At 53.2% G+C, this 18,472-nt stretch carries 16 protein-coding genes; 11 read left to right on the top strand and 5 right to left on the bottom strand.

Annotated features, from left to right (window positions below; genetic code table 11):
- Positions 1-11: 11 nt before the first annotated feature.
- From yfcC to ackA, 3 genes are all read right to left on the bottom strand, one after another.
- Positions 12-1,532 carry a putative basic amino acid antiporter YfcC gene (gene yfcC / locus HV477_RS09235; RefSeq protein ID WP_021000557.1) on the bottom strand — a complete coding sequence of 507 codons (1,521 nt, stop codon included), beginning with the start codon at positions 1,530-1,532 and terminating at the stop codon, positions 12-14.
- Positions 1,533-1,749: 217 nt separating this feature from the next.
- Positions 1,750-3,894, bottom strand: coding sequence for a phosphate acetyltransferase (pta, locus tag HV477_RS09240; protein ID WP_000086692.1), 2,145 nt, complete (start codon positions 3,892-3,894; stop codon positions 1,750-1,752).
- Positions 3,895-3,970: 76 nt separating this feature from the next.
- Positions 3,971-5,173 carry an acetate kinase gene (gene ackA, locus HV477_RS09245; protein WP_000095689.1) on the bottom strand — a complete coding sequence of 401 codons (1,203 nt, stop codon included), beginning with the start codon at positions 5,171-5,173 and terminating at the stop codon, positions 3,971-3,973.
- 339 nt (positions 5,174-5,512) lie between these two features.
- Between ackA and yfbV the strand changes: the two genes are divergently transcribed.
- From yfbV to HV477_RS09265, 4 genes are all read left to right on the top strand, one after another.
- Positions 5,513-5,968 (top strand): terminus macrodomain insulation protein YfbV, encoded by a 456-nt coding sequence (gene yfbV / locus HV477_RS09250; RefSeq protein ID WP_000106617.1) that lies wholly within the window; start codon positions 5,513-5,515, stop codon positions 5,966-5,968.
- An 82-nt stretch (positions 5,969-6,050) separates the two neighbouring features.
- On the top strand, positions 6,051-6,545 hold the full coding sequence (locus HV477_RS09255; RefSeq protein ID WP_000426135.1) for a YfbU family protein: 495 nt from the start codon (positions 6,051-6,053) through the stop codon (positions 6,543-6,545).
- On the top strand, positions 6,538-7,215 hold the full coding sequence (locus HV477_RS09260) for a sugar phosphatase (RefSeq protein WP_001555201.1): 678 nt from the start codon (positions 6,538-6,540) through the stop codon (positions 7,213-7,215). The genes HV477_RS09255 and HV477_RS09260 overlap by 8 nt, the downstream gene beginning before the upstream one ends.
- A 76-nt stretch (positions 7,216-7,291) precedes the next feature.
- Positions 7,292-9,118 (top strand): SLC13 family permease, encoded by a 1,827-nt coding sequence (locus HV477_RS09265; protein ID WP_001012856.1) that lies wholly within the window; start codon positions 7,292-7,294, stop codon positions 9,116-9,118.
- A 90-nt stretch (positions 9,119-9,208) separates the two neighbouring features.
- Here HV477_RS09265 and yfbR read toward each other — a convergent pair whose 3' ends face one another.
- Both yfbR and alaA read right to left on the bottom strand, forming a co-directional pair.
- Positions 9,209-9,808: a 5'-deoxynucleotidase gene (gene yfbR, locus HV477_RS09270; RefSeq protein ID WP_000813882.1), complete on the bottom strand. Its 600-nt coding sequence runs from the start codon at positions 9,806-9,808 to the stop codon at positions 9,209-9,211.
- 93 nt (positions 9,809-9,901) lie between these two features.
- Positions 9,902-11,116 (bottom strand): alanine transaminase AlaA, encoded by a 1,215-nt coding sequence (alaA, locus tag HV477_RS09275; RefSeq protein WP_000074540.1) that lies wholly within the window; start codon positions 11,114-11,116, stop codon positions 9,902-9,904.
- A 931-nt stretch (positions 11,117-12,047) separates the two neighbouring features.
- Between alaA and lrhA the strand changes: the two genes are divergently transcribed.
- From lrhA to nuoF, 7 genes are all read left to right on the top strand, one after another.
- On the top strand, positions 12,048-12,986 hold the full coding sequence (lrhA, locus tag HV477_RS09280) for a transcriptional regulator LrhA (protein WP_000606288.1): 939 nt from the start codon (positions 12,048-12,050) through the stop codon (positions 12,984-12,986).
- A gap of 79 nt (positions 12,987-13,065) precedes the next feature.
- The gene (locus HV477_RS09285; protein WP_001522276.1) at positions 13,066-13,218 is read left to right on the top strand and encodes a hypothetical protein; all 153 of its coding nucleotides are present in this window, start codon (positions 13,066-13,068) and stop codon (positions 13,216-13,218) included.
- Positions 13,219-13,612: 394 nt separating this feature from the next.
- Positions 13,613-14,056 (top strand): NADH-quinone oxidoreductase subunit NuoA, encoded by a 444-nt coding sequence (gene nuoA, locus HV477_RS09290; RefSeq protein ID WP_000062993.1) that lies wholly within the window; start codon positions 13,613-13,615, stop codon positions 14,054-14,056.
- Between the two features lie 15 nt (positions 14,057-14,071).
- A complete protein-coding gene (nuoB, locus tag HV477_RS09295; RefSeq protein ID WP_000386728.1) occupies positions 14,072-14,734 on the top strand; it encodes an NADH-quinone oxidoreductase subunit NuoB in 663 nt (220 codons plus the stop codon).
- 86 nt (positions 14,735-14,820) lie between these two features.
- A complete protein-coding gene (nuoC, locus tag HV477_RS09300) occupies positions 14,821-16,623 on the top strand; it encodes an NADH-quinone oxidoreductase subunit C/D (protein WP_000247855.1) in 1,803 nt (600 codons plus the stop codon).
- 2 nt (positions 16,624-16,625) lie between these two features.
- Positions 16,626-17,126, top strand: coding sequence for an NADH-quinone oxidoreductase subunit NuoE (nuoE, locus tag HV477_RS09305; RefSeq protein ID WP_000545038.1), 501 nt, complete (start codon positions 16,626-16,628; stop codon positions 17,124-17,126).
- The gene (gene nuoF, locus HV477_RS09310) at positions 17,123-18,460 is read left to right on the top strand and encodes an NADH-quinone oxidoreductase subunit NuoF (RefSeq protein ID WP_001581300.1); all 1,338 of its coding nucleotides are present in this window, start codon (positions 17,123-17,125) and stop codon (positions 18,458-18,460) included. Before nuoE ends, nuoF begins: the two co-directional genes overlap by 4 nt.
- The last annotated feature ends 12 nt before the right edge of the window (positions 18,461-18,472 follow it).

An 18,472-nucleotide genomic window follows, 5' to 3' on the forward strand; every position in this document is an offset into this window, starting at 1 on the left:
GGCATTTTGGATCAATGATATCCCATCATCTGCGCGCCAATGACGACCACGCTGGACATAATAAACAATAGTCCCAGCAGCGACGCCCCCACTTTCAGCCAGTTGCGAAAATCGACCCGGCACACGCCCAGCGTGGCCATCAGCGAGGCCGATGTCGGATAGATAATATGGCTGAAGCCATCGCCAAACTGGAAGGCCAGAACAGTCACCTGACGGTTAACGCCGACCAGATCGCCGAGCGGCGCCAGTAATGGCATGGTTAACGCCGCCTGACCCGAACCGGACGTGACAAAGAAATTAAATACCGCCTGGAAGAGCAGCATAAACCAGGCGGCGATAGCATTATTAAGCCCGCTGATGCCATGCGCGATACTGTTAAGCAACGTATTGAGCACGCTGGGTTCCCCGGCTTCGCCGTTGCCGACCAGCAGCAGAATGCCTTTGGCAAAACCCACCAGCAAGGCGGGTGCGATCATCATCCTCGCCCCTTCGGTGAATGAGGACGCCATCACGTTGACCGTCATACCGTTGAGGCGGAAGATAACGCCGATGAGGCCGATCACCACGCCCATGGTGAAAAACTGGCTGGCGATCTCCGGAATAAACCAGGCGTGGACAATCACGCCCCAGACGACCCAAATCATTACGCCGGTCAGGACCAGCAGTACCAGCCAGTCACCGAAGGTGAAAGGGCGCTGGACGACTTCATCCTGCTGTTCGCGGAAATAGCGATCGGATTCGTGGACGCGGGACAGCAGCGGATTCTTTTTCACGCGTGAGGCGTAGACCAGCGTAAAAACCAGCCCAATCAGCGTGGCGACAACCCAGACCACAATACGCAGCCCGGAGCCGGAAAGTACCGGCACGCCGGCAATCCCCTGGGCGACGACTACGCAGAAAGGGTTCATCCACGAACTGGCAAAGCCAATTTGGGTGGCGATATAGGTCACCAGGACGGTGGTAATGCTGTCATAGCCCAGCCTGACCATCAGCGGGGCTATGATAATTGCAAAGGCGACCGCCTCTTCGCCCATGCCAAATACGGCGCCCCCTAACGAAAAGAGGACAAATAGCACCGGAATAAACAGGACTTCGTTGCCCCGCGTGTGGCGAATAAGCGCCAGAATGCCGTTATCCACGGTGCCGGTACGCATCACGATGCCGAATGCGCCGCCAATCACCAACATAAACATAATGATGCCGACGGCAGTGCCGAATTTCGATCCGGATGTTAACCCTTCAAACGGAAAATTCATCAGCCCTGGTCTTTCATCGCCGGTAGTGAAAAATTGTACGCGATGATACTGCGCTTCCCCGGCCTCATTGGTCACAATGCGAAAAGAGTGCGGGTCGACGACTTTGCGGGTTTTTGTCTGACCATCGACCTGATACTGCACTTCCTGGCTATCAAACATCCCAACGGGTACGACCCAGGTGGCGATACTGGTTAAAATGGCGACAAAAAAGATGATGACCAGCGTATCGGGCATTGCCCATTTTCTGGCTGTTTTTGATTCTGTAACGACAGACATGACAGACTATCCCTGTTGCAAAGCAAAGAGGCTAAGTATGAGAAGAAGGGAATAGTTATTCATTGATGCAGCGCAGTTAAGCAAAAAATTCCGCTTTGCAGGGTAAATAGCAGAATGCCGGATGGCGATGCTAACGCGTCTTATCCGGCCTACAACGGTATCTCACCTGTAGGCCGGACAAGGCGTTCACGCCGCCATCCGGCATTAGCTTTTACTGTTACTGCTGCTGTTGGGAAGCCTGGATCGCCGTCAGGGCGATGGTATAGACGATATCGTCAACCAGCGCGCCACGGGACAGGTCGTTCACCGGCTTGCGCATACCCTGCAGCATCGGCCCGATGGAGATCAGGTCGGCAGAACGCTGTACCGCTTTGTAGGTGGTGTTACCGGTGTTCAGATCCGGGAAAATGAACACGGTAGCGCGACCCGCAACCGGCGAGTTCGGCGCTTTGGATTTCGCTACGTCAGCCATGACCGCGGCGTCGTACTGCAACGGACCGTCGATCATCAGGTCAGGACGTTTTTCCTGCGCCAGACGCGTCGCTTCACGTACTTTCTCTACGTCGCTGCCCGCGCCAGAGGTGCCGGTGGAGTAGGAGAGCATTGCCACACGCGGTTCGATGCCGAAGGCAATGGCGGAATCCGCAGACTGAATCGCGATTTCTGCCAGCTGCTCTGCAGTCGGGTCTGGGTTGATTGCGCAGTCGCCGTAAACGTAAACCTGCTCCGGCAGTAGCATAAAGAACACAGAAGAGACCAGGGAGCTACCCGGCGCCGTTTTAATAAGCTGCAGCGGCGGACGGATGGTGTTGGCGGTGGTATGAACCGCGCCGGAAACCAGGCCGTCGACTTCGTCTTGCTCCAGCATCAGCGTGCCGAGCACCACGTTGTCTTCCAGCTGTTCGCGGGCAACCGGTTCGGTCATGCCTTTGCTCTTACGCAGCTCAACCAGGCGAGCGACATAGCTTTCACGCACCACTTCCGGATCGACGATTTCAATACCTGCGCCCAGCTCAACGCCCTGAGATGCCGCGACGCGGTTGATTTCATCCGGGTTGCCCAGCAGTACGCAAGTGGCGATGCCGCGTTCAGCGCAGATTGCCGCCGCTTTGACGGTACGCGGTTCGTCGCCTTCCGGCAGCACTACGCGTTTACCGGCTTTACGCGCCAGCTCGGTCAGTTGGTAGCGGAACGCCGGCGGAGAGAGACGACGGCTACGCTCGGAAGTGGCGGTCAGCGACTCGATCCACTCAGCGTTAACGTAGTTCGCGACGTATTCCTGAACTTTCTCGATGCGCTCATGGTCATCAACCGGGACTTCCAGATTGAAGCTTTGCAGGCTCAGCGAAGTCTGCCAGGTGTTGGTGTTCACCATAAAGACCGGCAGACCGGTGGCGAATGCGCGTTCGCACAGTTTAGAAATGCGCGCGTCCATTTCATAGCCGCCGGTCAGCAGCAGGGCGCCGATTTCTACGCCGTTCATCGCGGCCAGGCAAGCTGCGACCAGCACGTCCGGACGGTCAGCGGAGGTCACTAACAACGATCCTGCGCGGAAATGTTCCAGCATATGCGGAATACTACGCGCGCAGAACGTAACGGATTTAACGCGGCGGGTTTTGATATCGCCTTCGTTAATGATGGTGGCGTTCAGGTGACGCGCCATATCGATAGCGCGGGTCGCAATCAGATCGAAGCTCCACGGCACCGCGCCCAGAACCGGCAGCGGGCTGGATTCCTGCAGTTTAGCAGGATCGATTTTGATCACCTGCGCTTTGGAAGAGTCGTCAAAAATCTCCGACAGATCCGGGCGAGTACGGCCTTGTTCATCAACCGGCGCATTCAGTTTGTTGATGATAACGCCGGTGATGTTGGTGTTTTTCGCGCCGCCGAAGCTGCTGCGCGTCAGTTCGATACGCTCGTTTAACTGTTCTGGCGTGTCGGTACCCTGAGACATGACAAAAACGATTTCCGCATTCAGCGTTTTCGCGATTTCATAGTTCAGAGACTGAGCGAACTGATGTTTACGGGTCGGAACCAGACCTTCAACCAGCACCACTTCCGCGTCTTTGGTATTCGCATGGTAGTTCGCGATGATCTCTTCCATCAGCACGTCTTTCTGGTTGCTGGAGAGCAGAGATTCAACGTGGCTCATCTTCAGCGGTTCAGCCGCCGGCAGGGTAGAGTTCGCGCGAACGATAGTGGTGGTCTGGTCAGGCGCATCGCCGCCAGCGCGAGGCTGGGCGATAGGCTTAAAGACGCTCAGACGAACGCCTTTGCGTTCCATAGCACGGATGACGCCGAGGCTGACGCTGGTCAGGCCGACGCTGGTTCCGGTAGGGATCAGCATAATAATACGGGACACGGTTTATCCTCTTTCGTTACCGTCTTTTGGGGACGGGTTACAAAACAGCACCGCCAGCGAGGCTGGCGGTGTGAAATCAGGCAGTCAGACGGCTCGCGTCCTGCGCGATAACCAGTTCTTCGTTGGTTGGGATCACCACCGCCGGACGGGTACCTTCTTTGTTGATGAAACCAGATTTGCCGAAGCGGGCCGCCAGGTTACGTTCGTGGTCGACTTCAAAGCCCAGTACGCCCAGTTTACCCAGAGACAGTTCGCGAACCATCGCGGCGTTTTCACCGATACCGCCGGTGAACACGACTGCATCCAGACGACCGTCCATCAGAGCGGTGTAAGAACCGATGTACTTCGCCAGGCGGTGGCAGTAAACGTCCATCGCACGTTTTGCGTCTTCTTTGGTGGCGTAGTTGTCTTCAACATAACGGCAGTCGCTGGTCACTTCAGTCAGACCCAGCAGACCGGACTCTTTGGTCAGCATTTTGTTGATCTGATCCACGCTCATGCCCAGAGTGTCGTGCAGGTGGAAGATAATCGCAGGGTCGATATCGCCGGAACGGGTACCCATGACCAGGCCTTCCAGCGGGGTCAGACCCATAGAGGTATCCACGCATTTACCGTTACGGATAGCGGAAACAGAACCGCCGTTGCCCAAGTGGCAGGTGATAATGTTCAGTTCCTCTACCGGCTTGTTCAGCATTTTTGCCGCTTCCTGAGTTACATAGAAGTGGCTGGTGCCGTGTGCGCCATAGCGACGAACGCCGTGTTCTTTATACAGGCTGTACGGCAGGGCATACAGGTAAGATTCTTCCGGCATGGTCTGATGGAACGCGGTGTCGAACACGGCAACGTTTTTATCTTTCAGCTGCGGGAAAGATTTCAGCGCTTCGGCGATACCAATCAGGTGAGCCGGGTTATGCAGCGGTGCGAAAGAGGCGGAATCTTTGATGCCCTGAATGACGGACTCATCAATGACTACGGAGCTGGTATACTTCTCGCCGCCGTGTACGATACGGTGACCAATTGCAGTTAACTGCGCAGACAGTTCTGGTTTTTGTGCCAGAATAGTGTTAACGATAAAGTTCAGCGCTTCACTGTGAGCGGCGCCTGCACCTAAAGCCGCTTCTTGTTTACTGCCGTCCATTTTCCATTTGATGCGTGCTTCTGGCAGATGGAAACATTCGGCTAAACCAGAAAGGTATTCATCACCATTAACTGCATCAATAATTGCAAATTTCAGTGAAGAACTACCGCAGTTCAGAACCAGTACTAACTTACTCGACATGGAAGTACCTATTTATGATACGTGGCTAAAAAAACGTCAGTGAGCCATAGAGCGTAGCGCATGATAGCCCTGACATTTATGATTAACATCATGCGCAGGAGTTTTTTTGGGCATGATGGAAGAAATACCTTTGAGTCTATGCCATTTTGCGTATTTTTCAGCCAATGGCATACTATGTGTAATATTGACGACTCAATGATTTTAAACTACCGGCCTTTGACAGGCCGACACAGGATACCTGATAGTGGGTATCGAAGACAAAATGTTTTGAACGTTGTCCCTCGCAGTTGTTGTTTTGCACAAATTTTTTAAATTTTATATGTGAAGTTGAGGTAGGCCATGTCGACACCGGATAATCGCTCCGTAAATTTTTTTAGCTTATTTCGCCGGGGGCAGCACTACGCGAAGACGTGGCCGATGGAAAAGCGGCTGGCGCCCGTTTTCGTCGAAAACCGCGTCATTCGTATGACGCGCTATGCCATACGATTTATGCCGCCTGTCGCCGTCTTTACATTATGCTGGCAGATAGCGCTGGGCGGTCAGTTAGGTCCGGCCGTGGCGACCGCCCTGTTCGCCCTGAGCTTGCCTATGCAGGGATTATGGTGGTTAGGGAAACGTTCTGTGACGCCATTGCCGCCTTCAATCCTTAACTGGTTTTACGAAGTTCGCGGTAAATTGCAGGAGGCTGGACAAGCGCTGGCGCCGGTAGAAGGAAAGCCGGATTACCAGGCATTAGCTGACACGCTTAAGCGCGCCTTCAAACAACTGGATAAAACTTTCCTGGATGATTTGTAATTGACCCCGGATTACGCATATAAAAGAAGGCATACCAATGCCTTCTTTTTTTCATCGCTATAGCGTGATACAGGAGTTCAAAATGGAAATGACCAACGCGCAACGTCTGATTTTGTCTAACCAGTACAAAATGATGACGATGCTCGATCCCACCAACGCCGAGCGTTACCGTCGCTTACAAACAATTATTGAACGCGGCTACGGCCTGCAGATGCGCGAGCTGGATCGCGAGTTTGGCGAGCTGACGGAAGAGACCTGTCGTACCATCATCGATATTATGGAGATGTACCATGCGCTGCACGTCTCCTGGACCAACCTCAAAGATACGCAAGCCATCGACGAACGTCGCGTCACCTTCCTGGGGTTTGACGCCGCGACGGAAGCGCGTTACCTCGGCTATGTCCGTTTTATGGTGAATATAGAAGGACGCTACACTCACTTTGACGCCGGGACGCACGGCTTTAATGCCCAGACGCCGATGTGGGAAAAATACCAGCGGATGTTGAATGTCTGGCATGCCTGCCCGCGTCAGTACCACCTGAGCGCGAATGAAATCAATCAAATCATTAATGCCTGAGGAGGCTCGCGTGCAGTGTAAAGGTTTTCTGTTTGATCTGGATGGAACGTTGGTTGACTCATTACCTGCCGTCGAACGCGCGTGGTGTAGCTGGGCCGATCGTTTTAACCTTGCTCATGATGAGGTGCTGGGCTTTATTCATGGCAAACAGGCGATCACCTCGTTGCGGCATTTTATGGCGGGTAAATCGGAGGCGGAAATTGCCGCTGAGTTTACGCGCCTGGAGCAAATAGAAGCCACTGAAACCGCAGGGATCACCGCGTTGCCGGGGGCAGTCGATTTACTCAATCACCTGAATAAAGCGGGCATTCCGTGGGCTATCGTCACCTCTGGTTCAATGCCGGTCGCGCGTGCGCGCCATCAGGTCGCGGGCCTTCCAGCGCCAGAGGTGTTTGTCACCGCCGAACGAGTCAAACGCGGCAAACCGGAGCCGGATGCGTATTTGCTGGGCGCACAACTGCTTGGCCTGGCCCCTCAGGAGTGCGTCGTAGTAGAAGATGCCCCGGCTGGCGTGCTGTCCGGACTGGCTGCGGGCTGCCACGTCATTGCGGTCAATGCGCCGGCCGACACGCCGCGTCTGGCGGATGTTGATTTTGCGTTGGATAGCCTGACGCAATTATCGGTCGCTAAACAACCAAACGGCGATGTGGTGGTGTTAAGAAAGACCTGATCATGATATCGCCCCGCTTTGGCGGGGCATATTTATGGCAGAATCGCGTTATCTTCTCATCTGACAAGGATATGTTGTGAACGGTGAATTGATTTGGGTTCTCTCTTTACTGGCGATTGCCGTCGTGTTGTTTGCGACGGGCAAAGTACGTATGGATGCGGTGGCTTTATTCGTCATTGTTGCTTTTGTCCTTAGCGGTACCTTGACCCTTCCGGAAGCCTTCTCCGGCTTTAGCGATCCGAATGTCATTCTTATCGCCGCCTTATTTATTATTGGCGACGGCCTCGTGCGCACCGGCGTTGCGACGGTGGTCGGTACCTGGCTGGTTAAAATGGCGGGCAGCAGTGAAATCAAAATGCTGGTTTTACTGATGATCACCGTCGCCGGACTTGGCGCTTTCATGAGTTCAACCGGCGTGGTGGCGATTTTTATCCCCGTTGTTCTTAGCGTTTCTATGCATATGCAGACCTCGCCTTCGCGCCTGATGATGCCGCTGAGTTTTGCCGGGCTTATCAGCGGAATGATGACGCTGGTGGCGACGCCGCCGAACCTGGTGGTTAACAGTGAACTGCTGCGTGAAGGCCTGCACGGGTTCAACTTTTTTAGCGTGACGCCGCTGGGGATAGTGGTGTTGGCGCTCGGCATTGTTTATATGCTGGTGATGCGCTTCATGCTAAAAGGCGATGCGCCCGGACAACAGGCCGGTAAGCGTCGCACTTTCCGCGATCTTATCCGCGAGTACCGTCTGACGGGGCGCGCTCGGCGTCTGGCGATTCGCCCCGGTTCGCCGATGGTGGGACAGCGGCTGGACGACCTTAAACTGCGCGAACGTTACGGCGCCAATGTCATCGGCGTTGAACGCTGGCGGCGCTTTCGGCGGGTTATCGTCAATGTGAACGGCGTATCGGAGTTTCGCGCTCGCGACGTTCTGCTGATTGATATGTCGGCGGCGGAGGTTGACCTCAGAGAGTTCTGCGCCGAGCAACTGCTGGAACCGATGGTATTGCGTGGAGAATATTTTTCCGATCAGGCGTTGGATGTCGGGATGGCGGAAATTTCGCTTATTCCGGAGTCTGAACTGATAGGCAAGTCGGTGCGTGAAATCGCCTTCCGTACACGTTACGGGCTGAATGTGGTCGGCCTGAAACGCGACGGCGTCGCGCTGGAAGGATCGCTGGCCGATGAACCGTTATTGATGGGCGATATCATTCTGGTTGTGGGGAACTGGAAGTTAATCAGCCTGCTGGGGCAAAAAGGCCGCGACTTTGTGGTGCTGAATATGCCGGTCGAGGTCAGCGAAGCCTCTCCTGCGCACAGCCAGGCGCCGCACGCCATTTTCTGCCTGGTACTGATGGTGGCGCTGATGTTGACCGATGAAATTCCCAACCCGATCGCGGCGATTATCGCCTGCCTGCTGATGGGGAAATTTCGCTGTATTGATGCTGAAAGCGCGTATAAAGCGATCCACTGGCCGAGTATTATCTTGATTGTGGGTATGATGCCGTTTGCGCTGGCGTTGCAAAAAACCGGCGGCGTCTCTCTGGTCGTGCAAGGATTAATGGATATCGGCGGCGGCTATGGGCCGTATATGATGCTGGGATGCCTGTTCGTGCTGTGTGCCGTCATAGGACTGTTCATTTCTAACACGGCAACGGCGGTGCTGATGGCGCCGATTGCGCTGGCGGCGGCGAAATCGATGGGGGTGTCGCCCTATCCGTTTGCGATGGCGGTGGCGATGGCGGCATCCGCCGCCTTTATGACGCCGGTTTCATCGCCGGTGAATACTCTGGTTCTGGGGCCGGGAAACTATAGCTTTAGCGATTTTGTGAAGCTTGGCGTGCCGTTCACGCTTATTGTGATGGCGGTTTGTATTGTGATGATTCCGATGTTATTTCCGTTTTAACCCAGGCTGGAAAAGGCCCGATGGCGCTACGCTTATCAGGCCTACGGGAAGAACGGTAGGCCGGATAAGGCGTTAGCCGCCATCCGGCAACTAAAGCGGTGAATCCTGGCTAATTTCATCCAGAGAGAGATGGAAGCTTGGTACGAACACCGCCATAAAATAGTCCATCTCCTGGCTGCGACGTAATTCCAGCGTTTTTTCCAGCCGCGTTTTTGCCAGTCCAAACTCATTGTTTCCCGCTGAGAGCTCCTCCAGGCATTTCAGGTAGGCGCAAAGCGCATCGGCCTGTTTTACGATTGCCTGTTCTTCTTCGCTCCAGGCATTCTCATCAATAAGTGGTGCGAAAATATCGCGTAATTCATCCGGCGCCATATCAACCAGCTTTTGCTGGGCGATTTTTTCGATCGCTTTATATTCCTGGGCTATCTGGGAATTAAAATATTTTACCGGCGTCGGCAGATCGCCGGTCAGTACTTCCGAGGCATCATGATACATCGCCAGAAGTGCGATGCGTTCAGCATTGAGCTGACCGCCAAATTTACGGTTTTTTATCGCCGCCAATGCATGGGCGACCATCGCCACCTGCAGACTATGTTCGGAGACGTTTTCCGTACGCACGTTACGCATCAGCGGCCAGCGGTTAATCAACTTCATGCGGGAGAGATGGGCGAAAAAATGGCTCTGCTTCATAGATTACCTTTTGTTTTCACTGCGGCAGACTTCATTGTGCGGGGAGGGAGATGAAGATGCAATTCAGGCTACCGAAGTAGCCTGAATTTAAGATTATTGATGGTAACCTGAGAGGAAACGCCCAAAACGGTTGATGGCCATCTCCAGGTCATCTTCACGCGGTAGCGTCACAATGCGGAAGTGATCCGGCCACGGCCAGTTAAAGGCGGTACCTTGCACCAGCAGCACCTTTTCCTGTAGCAGGAAGTCCAGCACCATCTTCTGGTCGTCGTGAATATTAAAACGTTTAGCGTCGATCCTGGGGAACATGTACAACGCGCCGCGCGGTTTTACGCAGGAAACGCCGGGAATATCGTTAATCAACTCCCAGGCGCGGTTACGCTGTTCATACAGTCGACCGCCCGGCAGAATAAATTCGCTAATGCTTTGATAGCCGCCGAGCGCGGTCTGAATAGCATGTTGCGCCGGGACGTTGGCGCACAGGCGCATTGAGGCTAACATCTCCAGCCCTTCAATATAGCCTTTCGCATGTTTTTTCGGCCCGTTCAGCACCATCCAGCCCTGGCGGAAGCCGGCGACGCGATAGGTTTTAGACAAACCATTAAAGGTGATGGTCAGCAGATCAGGCGCCAGTGCGGCGATAGAGTGATGCTCGGCATCGTCATAGAGAATCTTGTCATAAATTTCATCGGCGAAGATGATGAGATTATGCTCGCGCGCAATGTTGACAATTTCCATCAACAATTCTTTAGAATAGACGGCGCCAGTAGGGTTGTTTGGATTAATAATGACAATACCACGCGTACGTGGGGTGATTTTGGCGCGGATATCGTCAAGGTCCGGGAACCAGTCGGAAGATTCATCGCAAAGATAATGTACCGCCTTGCCGCTGGAGAGCGATACCGCCGCTGTCCATAACGGATAATCGGGCGCGGGAACCAGCATTTCATCGCCACTGTTAAGCAACGCCTGCATCGCCTGAACGATCAGCTCGGAAACGCCGTTACCGATATAGATATCTTCCACGGTTACATCGCGCATTCCACGGGCCTGATAATGCTGCATAATCGCTTTACGGGCGGAATAAAGCCCTTTCGAGTCGCAATATCCTTGCGCCGTCGGCAAATTACGAATGACATCGACCAGAATTTCGTCCGGCGCTTCGAATCCGAAGGGGGCGGGGTTGCCGATATTCAGTTTAAGAACTTTATTACCTTCTTCCTCAAGGCGTTTCGCTTCTTTCAGAACGGGGCCACGAATGTCATAACAGACATTTTCGAGTTTGCTGGATTTTTCAATGGGGGACATGAATCTTGACCTTTTAGCTGTTATTGCCACTCCCTGCCGTGGAAGTCAGCACGAAACAATGTACTCCCACGACGGTGAGTTTTGAAGAGTGAACAGAAGAAGATTTTGTTTATTTTTAACGCGCTTTCGTACTGTTTAAAACTTCATAAAATCATTTGGTTAGATGCATTTTCTATTTTTGTCTGTATGTATAGTGTTTTGTTCTATGTGATTGCGTGTAATGTGGTTTTTTATGTTGTCAGAAATTATCTGTTTTATGAGAGATAAGCATTCATCATTAGTGTCGCGCTGGCTATTTCGGAAATACTGAGTATTAAAGGTAAAATGAGAAGGTTAGACCTTTCCGGCGGCGGGGGGTGTGAAACTATTGTTAAGTATAATTAATGAATGGTAGAAATCTTAATTAATTATTATTTAATATTTAAAAAGCATTTACTAAAGTCGTAATAATATCTTTCTGGTCCGATTAGTATAACATATCCCAGGTTAAGATTATTCGTAATAATACTTATAAATATAGCGGTTTTAGGTTAAGATAATGATCCGAAACGGGGGCGTAGTCTGCGTTGTCTGCTAATTATCATGACGCGATTTTATACATAACCTATTGTTCAATATATTGTTTTTGTATCTGTGCGTCTCGGTAAACTATTTGACGCTGTTACAAGATTTACACGTCCATCATTAGCAGAAATCTGTAGACGCCTAAAGGTATGACACATTCTCTTTGATATATCCAGATCGGTTGCATTTGGTATTATATCAGTAAGTAAGAGAAGTGTTTTGGTCGTATTTTCAATTACATTCTAACATTTACCTGGGTAACCAGGCGGTACTGCGAAGGATGCACATTACAAATGGAATTGCTTGTTTCTGAATGCACAGCATTAACCAGGTCAGCCCGATATGACCCGCCAGTAAGTGAAAAATTATGATAAATGCAAATCGTCCGATAATTAACCTCGATCTCGATCTGCTGAGAACGTTCGTGGCCGTTGCCGATCTGAACACCTTCGCCGCGGCGGCGGCGGCGGTATGTCGTACTCAGTCTGCGGTCAGTCAGCAAATGCAGCGTCTTGAGCAACTCGTGGGAAAGGAATTGTTCGCCCGCCATGGCCGTAACAAACTTTTGACCGAACACGGTATCCAGCTTCTGGGGTACGCCAGAAAAATCCTGCGTTTTAATGATGAGGCGTGTTCATCATTAATGTTCAGTAATCTTCAGGGAGTGTTAACAATCGGCGCTTCTGATGAATCAGCTGATACTATCCTGCCTTTTTTGCTTAGCCGAATCAGCTCGGTTTATCCGAAACTCGCGCTTGATGTACGGGTAAAACGCAACGCCTATATGGTGGACATGGTTAAATCGCAGGAAGTAGATTTGGTGGTGACGACTAACCAACCTCATTCGCTGGACTGTCTGAATTTGCGGACCTCGCCCACCCATTGGTATTGTGCGGCTGAGTATGTTTTGCAAAGGGGAGAGCCCGTACCACTAGTCCTGCTGGACGATCCCAGCCCATTCCGCGATATGGTGCTGGAGACGCTAAATGCAGCGGGTATTCCCTGGCGGCTGGCCTATGTGGCGTCTACTTTACCGGCGGTACGCGCGGCCGTTAAAGCCGGTCTTGGCGTAACGGCTCGACCTGTCGAAATGATGAGTCCCGACCTTCGCGTGCTGGGCGCCGCAGACGGATTACCGCCTTTGCCGGATACGGAATATCTGTTGTGCCGCGATCCCAATAGCCAGAACGAGCTGGCGATGGTGATTTTCCATGCGATGGAAAGCTACCAAAACCCATGGCATTACAACCAGTTTTCTGCAGAGGGCGGAGATGATCCGCTGATGGTGGAAGGGGGTTTTGAGTAGCTCGCAGGCAAAAGGCGCTAAGTCGTAAATGTAAAAAAGAGCCGCTGGCGATGAAAAAACGCTCAGTGGCTCTTTTTTTGTGCCCATCTGTACGCGCTTAACCGCACAAATTGTAAAAGTTGCGGTAAATCAGCCAGTAGCAATTCGCAGTTCAATGTGGGCAAAAAATAACCAGAACATCCATTTTATGAATTTGCATGTTAAAAAACTAGAGAAATTGTTGCTGTTTTAGGGGGTGAATTAACAAAAGCGTGTCACAGATCAAGAAAATACTCCCATTTAGGGGGAGGCATCTTCACAAATTCCTGTCAAAATAGGTGTGTGTTATTTCTTTTGCTTCACAACGGACACGATTCAACAACATAAAATCCCCCCTGGTCGAAGAGTCATTTTCTCCAGGATGGCACTTAATGTTAATGATGATGAATTGATGTAAATTAATGTGAAGGAACTTTTGTTAAAGTTGACAAAAGGTTATAGAAAGGAGTAAAAAACCACATCAATTAGCTGTTTTTATCATTTTCTACAGTAATTGTAGGGTTTTTTTTATTCCTCCCCATGAATCGATGTGGCGTCCATCTGCCGTAAAGAGCAGAGGAACTGGCGCTACTTTTGATGAGTAAGCAATGAGTATGTCAACATCCACTGAAGTCATCGCTCATCACTGGGCATTCGCTATCTTTCTTATCGTTGCCATTGGCCTGTGCTGCCTGATGCTGGTAGGCGGTTGGTTTTTGGGCGGTCGCGCACGCGCGAGGCACAAGAACGTTCCGTTTGAATCAGGTATCGACTCGGTCGGCACCGCCCGCTTACGCCTGTCTGCCAAGTTTTACCTGGTAGCCATGTTCTTCGTTATCTTCGACGTTGAAGCGCTGTATCTGTTCGCATGGTCGACTTCTATCCGCGAAAGCGGCTGGGTTGGCTTTGTGGAAGCTGCAATTTTTATTTTTGTGTTACTGGCTGGTCTGGTTTATCTGGCGCGTATTGGCGCGTTGGACTGGACGCCCGCGCGTTCACGCCGCGAGCGTATGAACCCGGAAACGAACAGTATCGCTAATCGTCAACGCTAACCGCGAGGCATTAAGATGGATTATACGCTCACCCGCATAGATCCTAACGGTGAGAATGACCGTTACCCCCTGCAAAAACAGGAGATCGTAACCGACCCCCTGGAGCAGGAAGTTAACAAAAACGTGTTCATGGGCAAACTGCATGACATGGTTAACTGGGGCCGTAAAAACTCAATTTGGCCCTACAACTTCGGCCTTTCTTGCTGCTATGTAGAGATGGTGACCTCTTTTACCGCAGTGCATGACGTTGCCCGTTTCGGCGCGGAAGTGCTGCGTGCGTCGCCACGTCAGGCTGACCTGATGGTGGTGGCCGGTACCTGCTTTACCAAAATGGCCCCGGTTATTCAGCGTCTGTATGACCAAATGCTGGAGCCAAAATGGGTCATTTCTATGGGCGCCTGCGCCAACTCCGGCGGCATGTACGATATTTATTCGGTAGTGCAGGGCGTTGATAAGTTCATCCCGGTGGATGTGTATATCCCTGGCTGTCCGCCGCGTCCGGAAGCGTATATGCAGGCGTTGATGCTGCTGCAAGAATCGATTGGCAAAGAGCGCCGTCCGCTCTCATGGGTGGTGGGCGATCAGGGCGTGTATCGCGCCAATATGCAGCCAGAACGCGAACGTAAACGCGGCGAGCGTATTGCCGTCACGAACCTGCGTACCCCGGACGAGATTTAATTTGCGCCTGTCGGCAGCAGCACTTCACTTCGCTAACCACTATTTTAATAGCGCGAAGCACTGCCGACCACCACGGACCATTTGCAATGGTGAACAATATGACCGACTTAACCGCGCAAGACGCTGCATGGAGTACCCGCGATCATCTTGATGATCCGGTTATCGGCGAACTGCGCAACCGTTTTGGGCCGGATGCCTTTACCGTTCAGGCGACCCGCACCGGTATCCCCGTTGTTTGGGTCAAGCGTGAACAACTACTGGAGGTTGGCGATTTCTTAAAGAAACTGCCGAAACCTTACGTCATGCTGTTTGACTTACACGGCATGGATGAACGCCTGCGTACGCACCGTGACGGGTTACCCGCCGCGGATTTTTCCGTTTTCTACCACCTGATTTCCATTGAGCGTAATCGCGATATCATGCTCAAGGTGGCGTTGTCTGAAAACGACCTGCGCGTGCCGACCTTCACTAAACTTTTCCCTAACGCCAACTGGTACGAGCGTGAGACCTGGGAGATGTTTGGTATTGATATCGAAGGCCACCCGCACCTGACGCGCATCATGATGCCGCAAACCTGGGAAGGCCATCCGCTGCGTAAAGATTATCCGGCGCGCGCGACCGAATTCGACCCGTTTGAGCTGACCAAAGCCAAGCAGGATCTGGAAATGGAAGCGCTGACCTTTAAGCCGGAAGACTGGGGGATGAAGCGCGGGACTGACAACGAGGACTTTATGTTCCTCAACCTCGGCCCGAACCACCCGTCTGCGCACGGTGCGTTTCGTATTATCCTGCAACTTGACGGTGAAGAAATCGTCGACTGCGTGCCGGATATCGGCTATCACCACCGCGGCGCCGAAAAAATGGGCGAGCGCCAGTCCTGGCATAGCTACATTCCCTATACCGACCGTATCGAATACCTCGGTGGTTGCGTCAATGAAATGCCGTACGTGCTGGCGGTAGAAAAGTTGGCAGGGATCACCGTCCCGGATCGTGTGAACGTCATCCGCGTGATGCTCTCCGAACTGTTCCGCATTAACAGTCATCTGCTGTACATCTCGACCTTTATTCAGGACGTCGGCGCGATGACCCCGGTCTTCTTTGCCTTTACCGACCGGCAGAAAATTTATGACCTGGTGGAAGCCATTACCGGTTTCCGTATGCACCCGGCCTGGTTCCGTATCGGCGGCGTCGCGCACGACTTGCCGCGCGGTTGGGATCGCCTGCTGCGAGAGTTCCTTGAGTGGATGCCGAAGCGTCTGGATTCTTACGAGAAAGCCGCGCTGCGTAACACTATTCTGAAAGGGCGTTCGCAGGGCGTTGCCGCTTACGGCGCGAAAGAGGCGCTGGAGTGGGGCACCACCGGCGCAGGGCTGCGCGCGACCGGGATCGACTTCGACGTACGTAAATGGCGTCCATACTCTGGCTACGAAAACTTTGACTTTGAAGTGCCGGTGGGCGGCGGCGTTTCCGACTGCTATACCCGCGTGATGCTGAAAGTGGAAGAGCTGCGCCAGAGTCTGCGCATTCTTCAGCAGTGCCTCGATAACATGCCGGAAGGGCCGTTCAAAGCGGATCACCCGCTGACCACGCCGCCGCCGAAAGAGCGCACGCTGCAACATATCGAAACCCTGATCACCCACTTCCTGCAGGTCTCCTGGGGCCCGGTGATGCCGGCGCAGGAGTCCTTCCAGATGGTGGAAGCGACGAAGGGGATTAACAGTTACTACCTGACCAGCGACGGTAGCACTATGAGCTACCGTACCCGCGTGCGCACGCCGAGCTTTGCGCACCTGCAGCAGATTCCCTCGGCGATCCGCGGTAGCCTGGTCTCCGACCTGATTGTCTATCTGGGTAGTATCGATTTTGTTATGTCAGATGTGGACCGCTAATTATGCACGAGAATCAACAACCACAAACCGAGGCTTTTGAGCTGAGTGCGGCAGAGCGTGAAGCGATAGAGCACGAGAAGCACCACTACGAAGACCCGCGTGCGGCGTCCATTGAAGCGCTGAAAATCGTTCAGAAGCAGCGTGGCTGGGTGCCGGACGGCGCGATCTACGCTATTGCCGATGTGCTGGGTATTCCGGCGAGCGACGTCGAAGGCGTCGCCACATTCTACAGCCAGATCTTCCGTCAGCCGGTCGGTCGCCACGTGATTCGCTACTGCGACAGCGTGGTGTGCCATATCACCGGCTATCAGGGGATTCAGGCCGCGCTGGAAAAAAATCTCAACATCAAACCGGGGCAGACGACCTTTGATGGTCGCTTTACGCTGCTGCCGACCTGCTGCCTGGGGAATTGCGATAAAGGGCCGAACATGATGATTGATGAGGATACTCACAGCCATCTGACCCCGGAAGCCATTCCTGAACTACTGGAGCGGTATAAATGAAAAACGTTATCCGTACTCCCGAAACCCATCCGCTGACCTGGCGTCTGCGCGATGACAAACAGCCGGTCTGGCTGGATGAATATCGTAGCAAAAACGGCTACGAAGGCGCGCGTAAGGCGCTGACCGGCCTGTCTCCGGATGAAATCGTCAGCCAGGTAAAAGACGCCGGTCTGAAAGGGCGCGGCGGCGCGGGCTTTTCCACCGGTCTGAAGTGGAGCCTGATGCCGAAAGATGAATCCATGAACATCCGTTACCTGCTGTGTAACGCCGATGAAATGGAACCGGGCACCTATAAAGACCGTCTGCTGATGGAACAACTGCCGCACCTGCTGGTGGAAGGCATGCTGATCTCCGCGTTTGCGCTGAAAGCGTACCGCGGCTACATCTTCCTGCGTGGAGAATATATCGAAGCAGCGCAGCACCTGCGTCGCGCGATTGCGGAAGCAACCGAGGCCGGGCTGCTTGGCAAAAATATCATGGGCACCGGGTTCGACTTCGAACTGTTTGTCCACACCGGGGCAGGGCGTTACATCTGTGGTGAAGAAACGGCGCTGATTAACTCCCTCGAAGGCCGCCGCGCGAACCCGCGCTCCAAGCCGCCCTTCCCGGCGACCTCCGGCGTATGGGGCAAACCGACCTGTGTGAATAACGTCGAAACGTTGTGCAACGTCCCGGCAATCCTCGCCAACGGCGTGGAGTGGTACCAGAACATTTCGAAAAGCAAAGATGCGGGTACCAAGCTGATGGGCTTCTCAGGCCGCGTGAAGAATCCGGGCCTGTGGGAATTACCGTTCGGCACCACCGCGCGCGAGATCCTTGAAGACTACGCCGGCGGTATGCGCGATGGCCTGAAATTCAAAGCCTGGCAGCCGGGCGGGGCGGGAACCGACTTCCTGACCGAGGCGCATCTTGACCTGCCGATGGAGTTCGAAAGCATCGGTAAAGCAGGCAGCCGTCTGGGCACCGCGCTGGCGATGGCGGTAGACCACGAAATCGGCATGGTGTCGCTGGTGCGTAACCTGGAAGAGTTCTTTGCCCGCGAATCCTGCGGCTGGTGTACGCCATGCCGCGACGGGCTGCCGTGGAGCGTGAAAATTCTGCGCGCGCTGGAGCGTGGCGAAGGCCAGCCGGGGGATATCGAGACACTTGAGCAACTGTGTCGTTTCCTCGGACCGGGTAAAACCTTCTGCGCGCATGCGCCGGGCGCGGTTGAGCCACTGCAAAGCGCAATTAAGTATTTCCGCGAAGAATTCGAAGCTGGCATCAAGCAGCCGTTCAGCAATACCCATTTAATCAATGGTATTCAGCCGAACCTGCTCAAAGAGCGCTGGTGAGTTAACGATTTT

The sequence above is a fragment of the Salmonella sp. SG203 genome (assembly GCF_013350575.1).
GTDB classification, from domain to species: domain Bacteria; phylum Pseudomonadota; class Gammaproteobacteria; order Enterobacterales; family Enterobacteriaceae; genus Salmonella; species Salmonella enterica.

What these genes read in the sequence shown, in the direction of transcription:
- yfcC (WP_021000557.1), bottom strand. Translation starts at nt 1,532, where the DNA reads ATGTCTGTCGTTACAGAATCAAAAACAGCCAGAAAATGGGCAATGCCC.
- ackA (WP_000095689.1), bottom strand. Translation starts at nt 5,173, where the DNA reads ATGTCGAGTAAGTTAGTACTGGTTCTGAACTGCGGTAGTTCTTCACTG.
- yfbV (WP_000106617.1), top strand. Translation starts at nt 5,513, where the DNA reads ATGTCGACACCGGATAATCGCTCCGTAAATTTTTTTAGCTTATTTCGC.
- HV477_RS09255 (WP_000426135.1), top strand. Translation starts at nt 6,051, where the DNA reads ATGGAAATGACCAACGCGCAACGTCTGATTTTGTCTAACCAGTACAAA.
- HV477_RS09260 (WP_001555201.1), top strand. Translation starts at nt 6,538, where the DNA reads ATGCCTGAGGAGGCTCGCGTGCAGTGTAAAGGTTTTCTGTTTGATCTG.
- yfbR (WP_000813882.1), bottom strand. Translation starts at nt 9,808, where the DNA reads ATGAAGCAGAGCCATTTTTTCGCCCATCTCTCCCGCATGAAGTTGATT.
- alaA (WP_000074540.1), bottom strand. Translation starts at nt 11,116, where the DNA reads ATGTCCCCCATTGAAAAATCCAGCAAACTCGAAAATGTCTGTTATGAC.
- lrhA (WP_000606288.1), top strand. Translation starts at nt 12,048, where the DNA reads ATGATAAATGCAAATCGTCCGATAATTAACCTCGATCTCGATCTGCTG.
- nuoA (WP_000062993.1), top strand. Translation starts at nt 13,613, where the DNA reads ATGAGTATGTCAACATCCACTGAAGTCATCGCTCATCACTGGGCATTC.
- nuoB (WP_000386728.1), top strand. Translation starts at nt 14,072, where the DNA reads ATGGATTATACGCTCACCCGCATAGATCCTAACGGTGAGAATGACCGT.
- nuoC (WP_000247855.1), top strand. Translation starts at nt 14,821, where the DNA reads ATGGTGAACAATATGACCGACTTAACCGCGCAAGACGCTGCATGGAGT.
- nuoE (WP_000545038.1), top strand. Translation starts at nt 16,626, where the DNA reads ATGCACGAGAATCAACAACCACAAACCGAGGCTTTTGAGCTGAGTGCG.
- nuoF (WP_001581300.1), top strand. Translation starts at nt 17,123, where the DNA reads ATGAAAAACGTTATCCGTACTCCCGAAACCCATCCGCTGACCTGGCGT.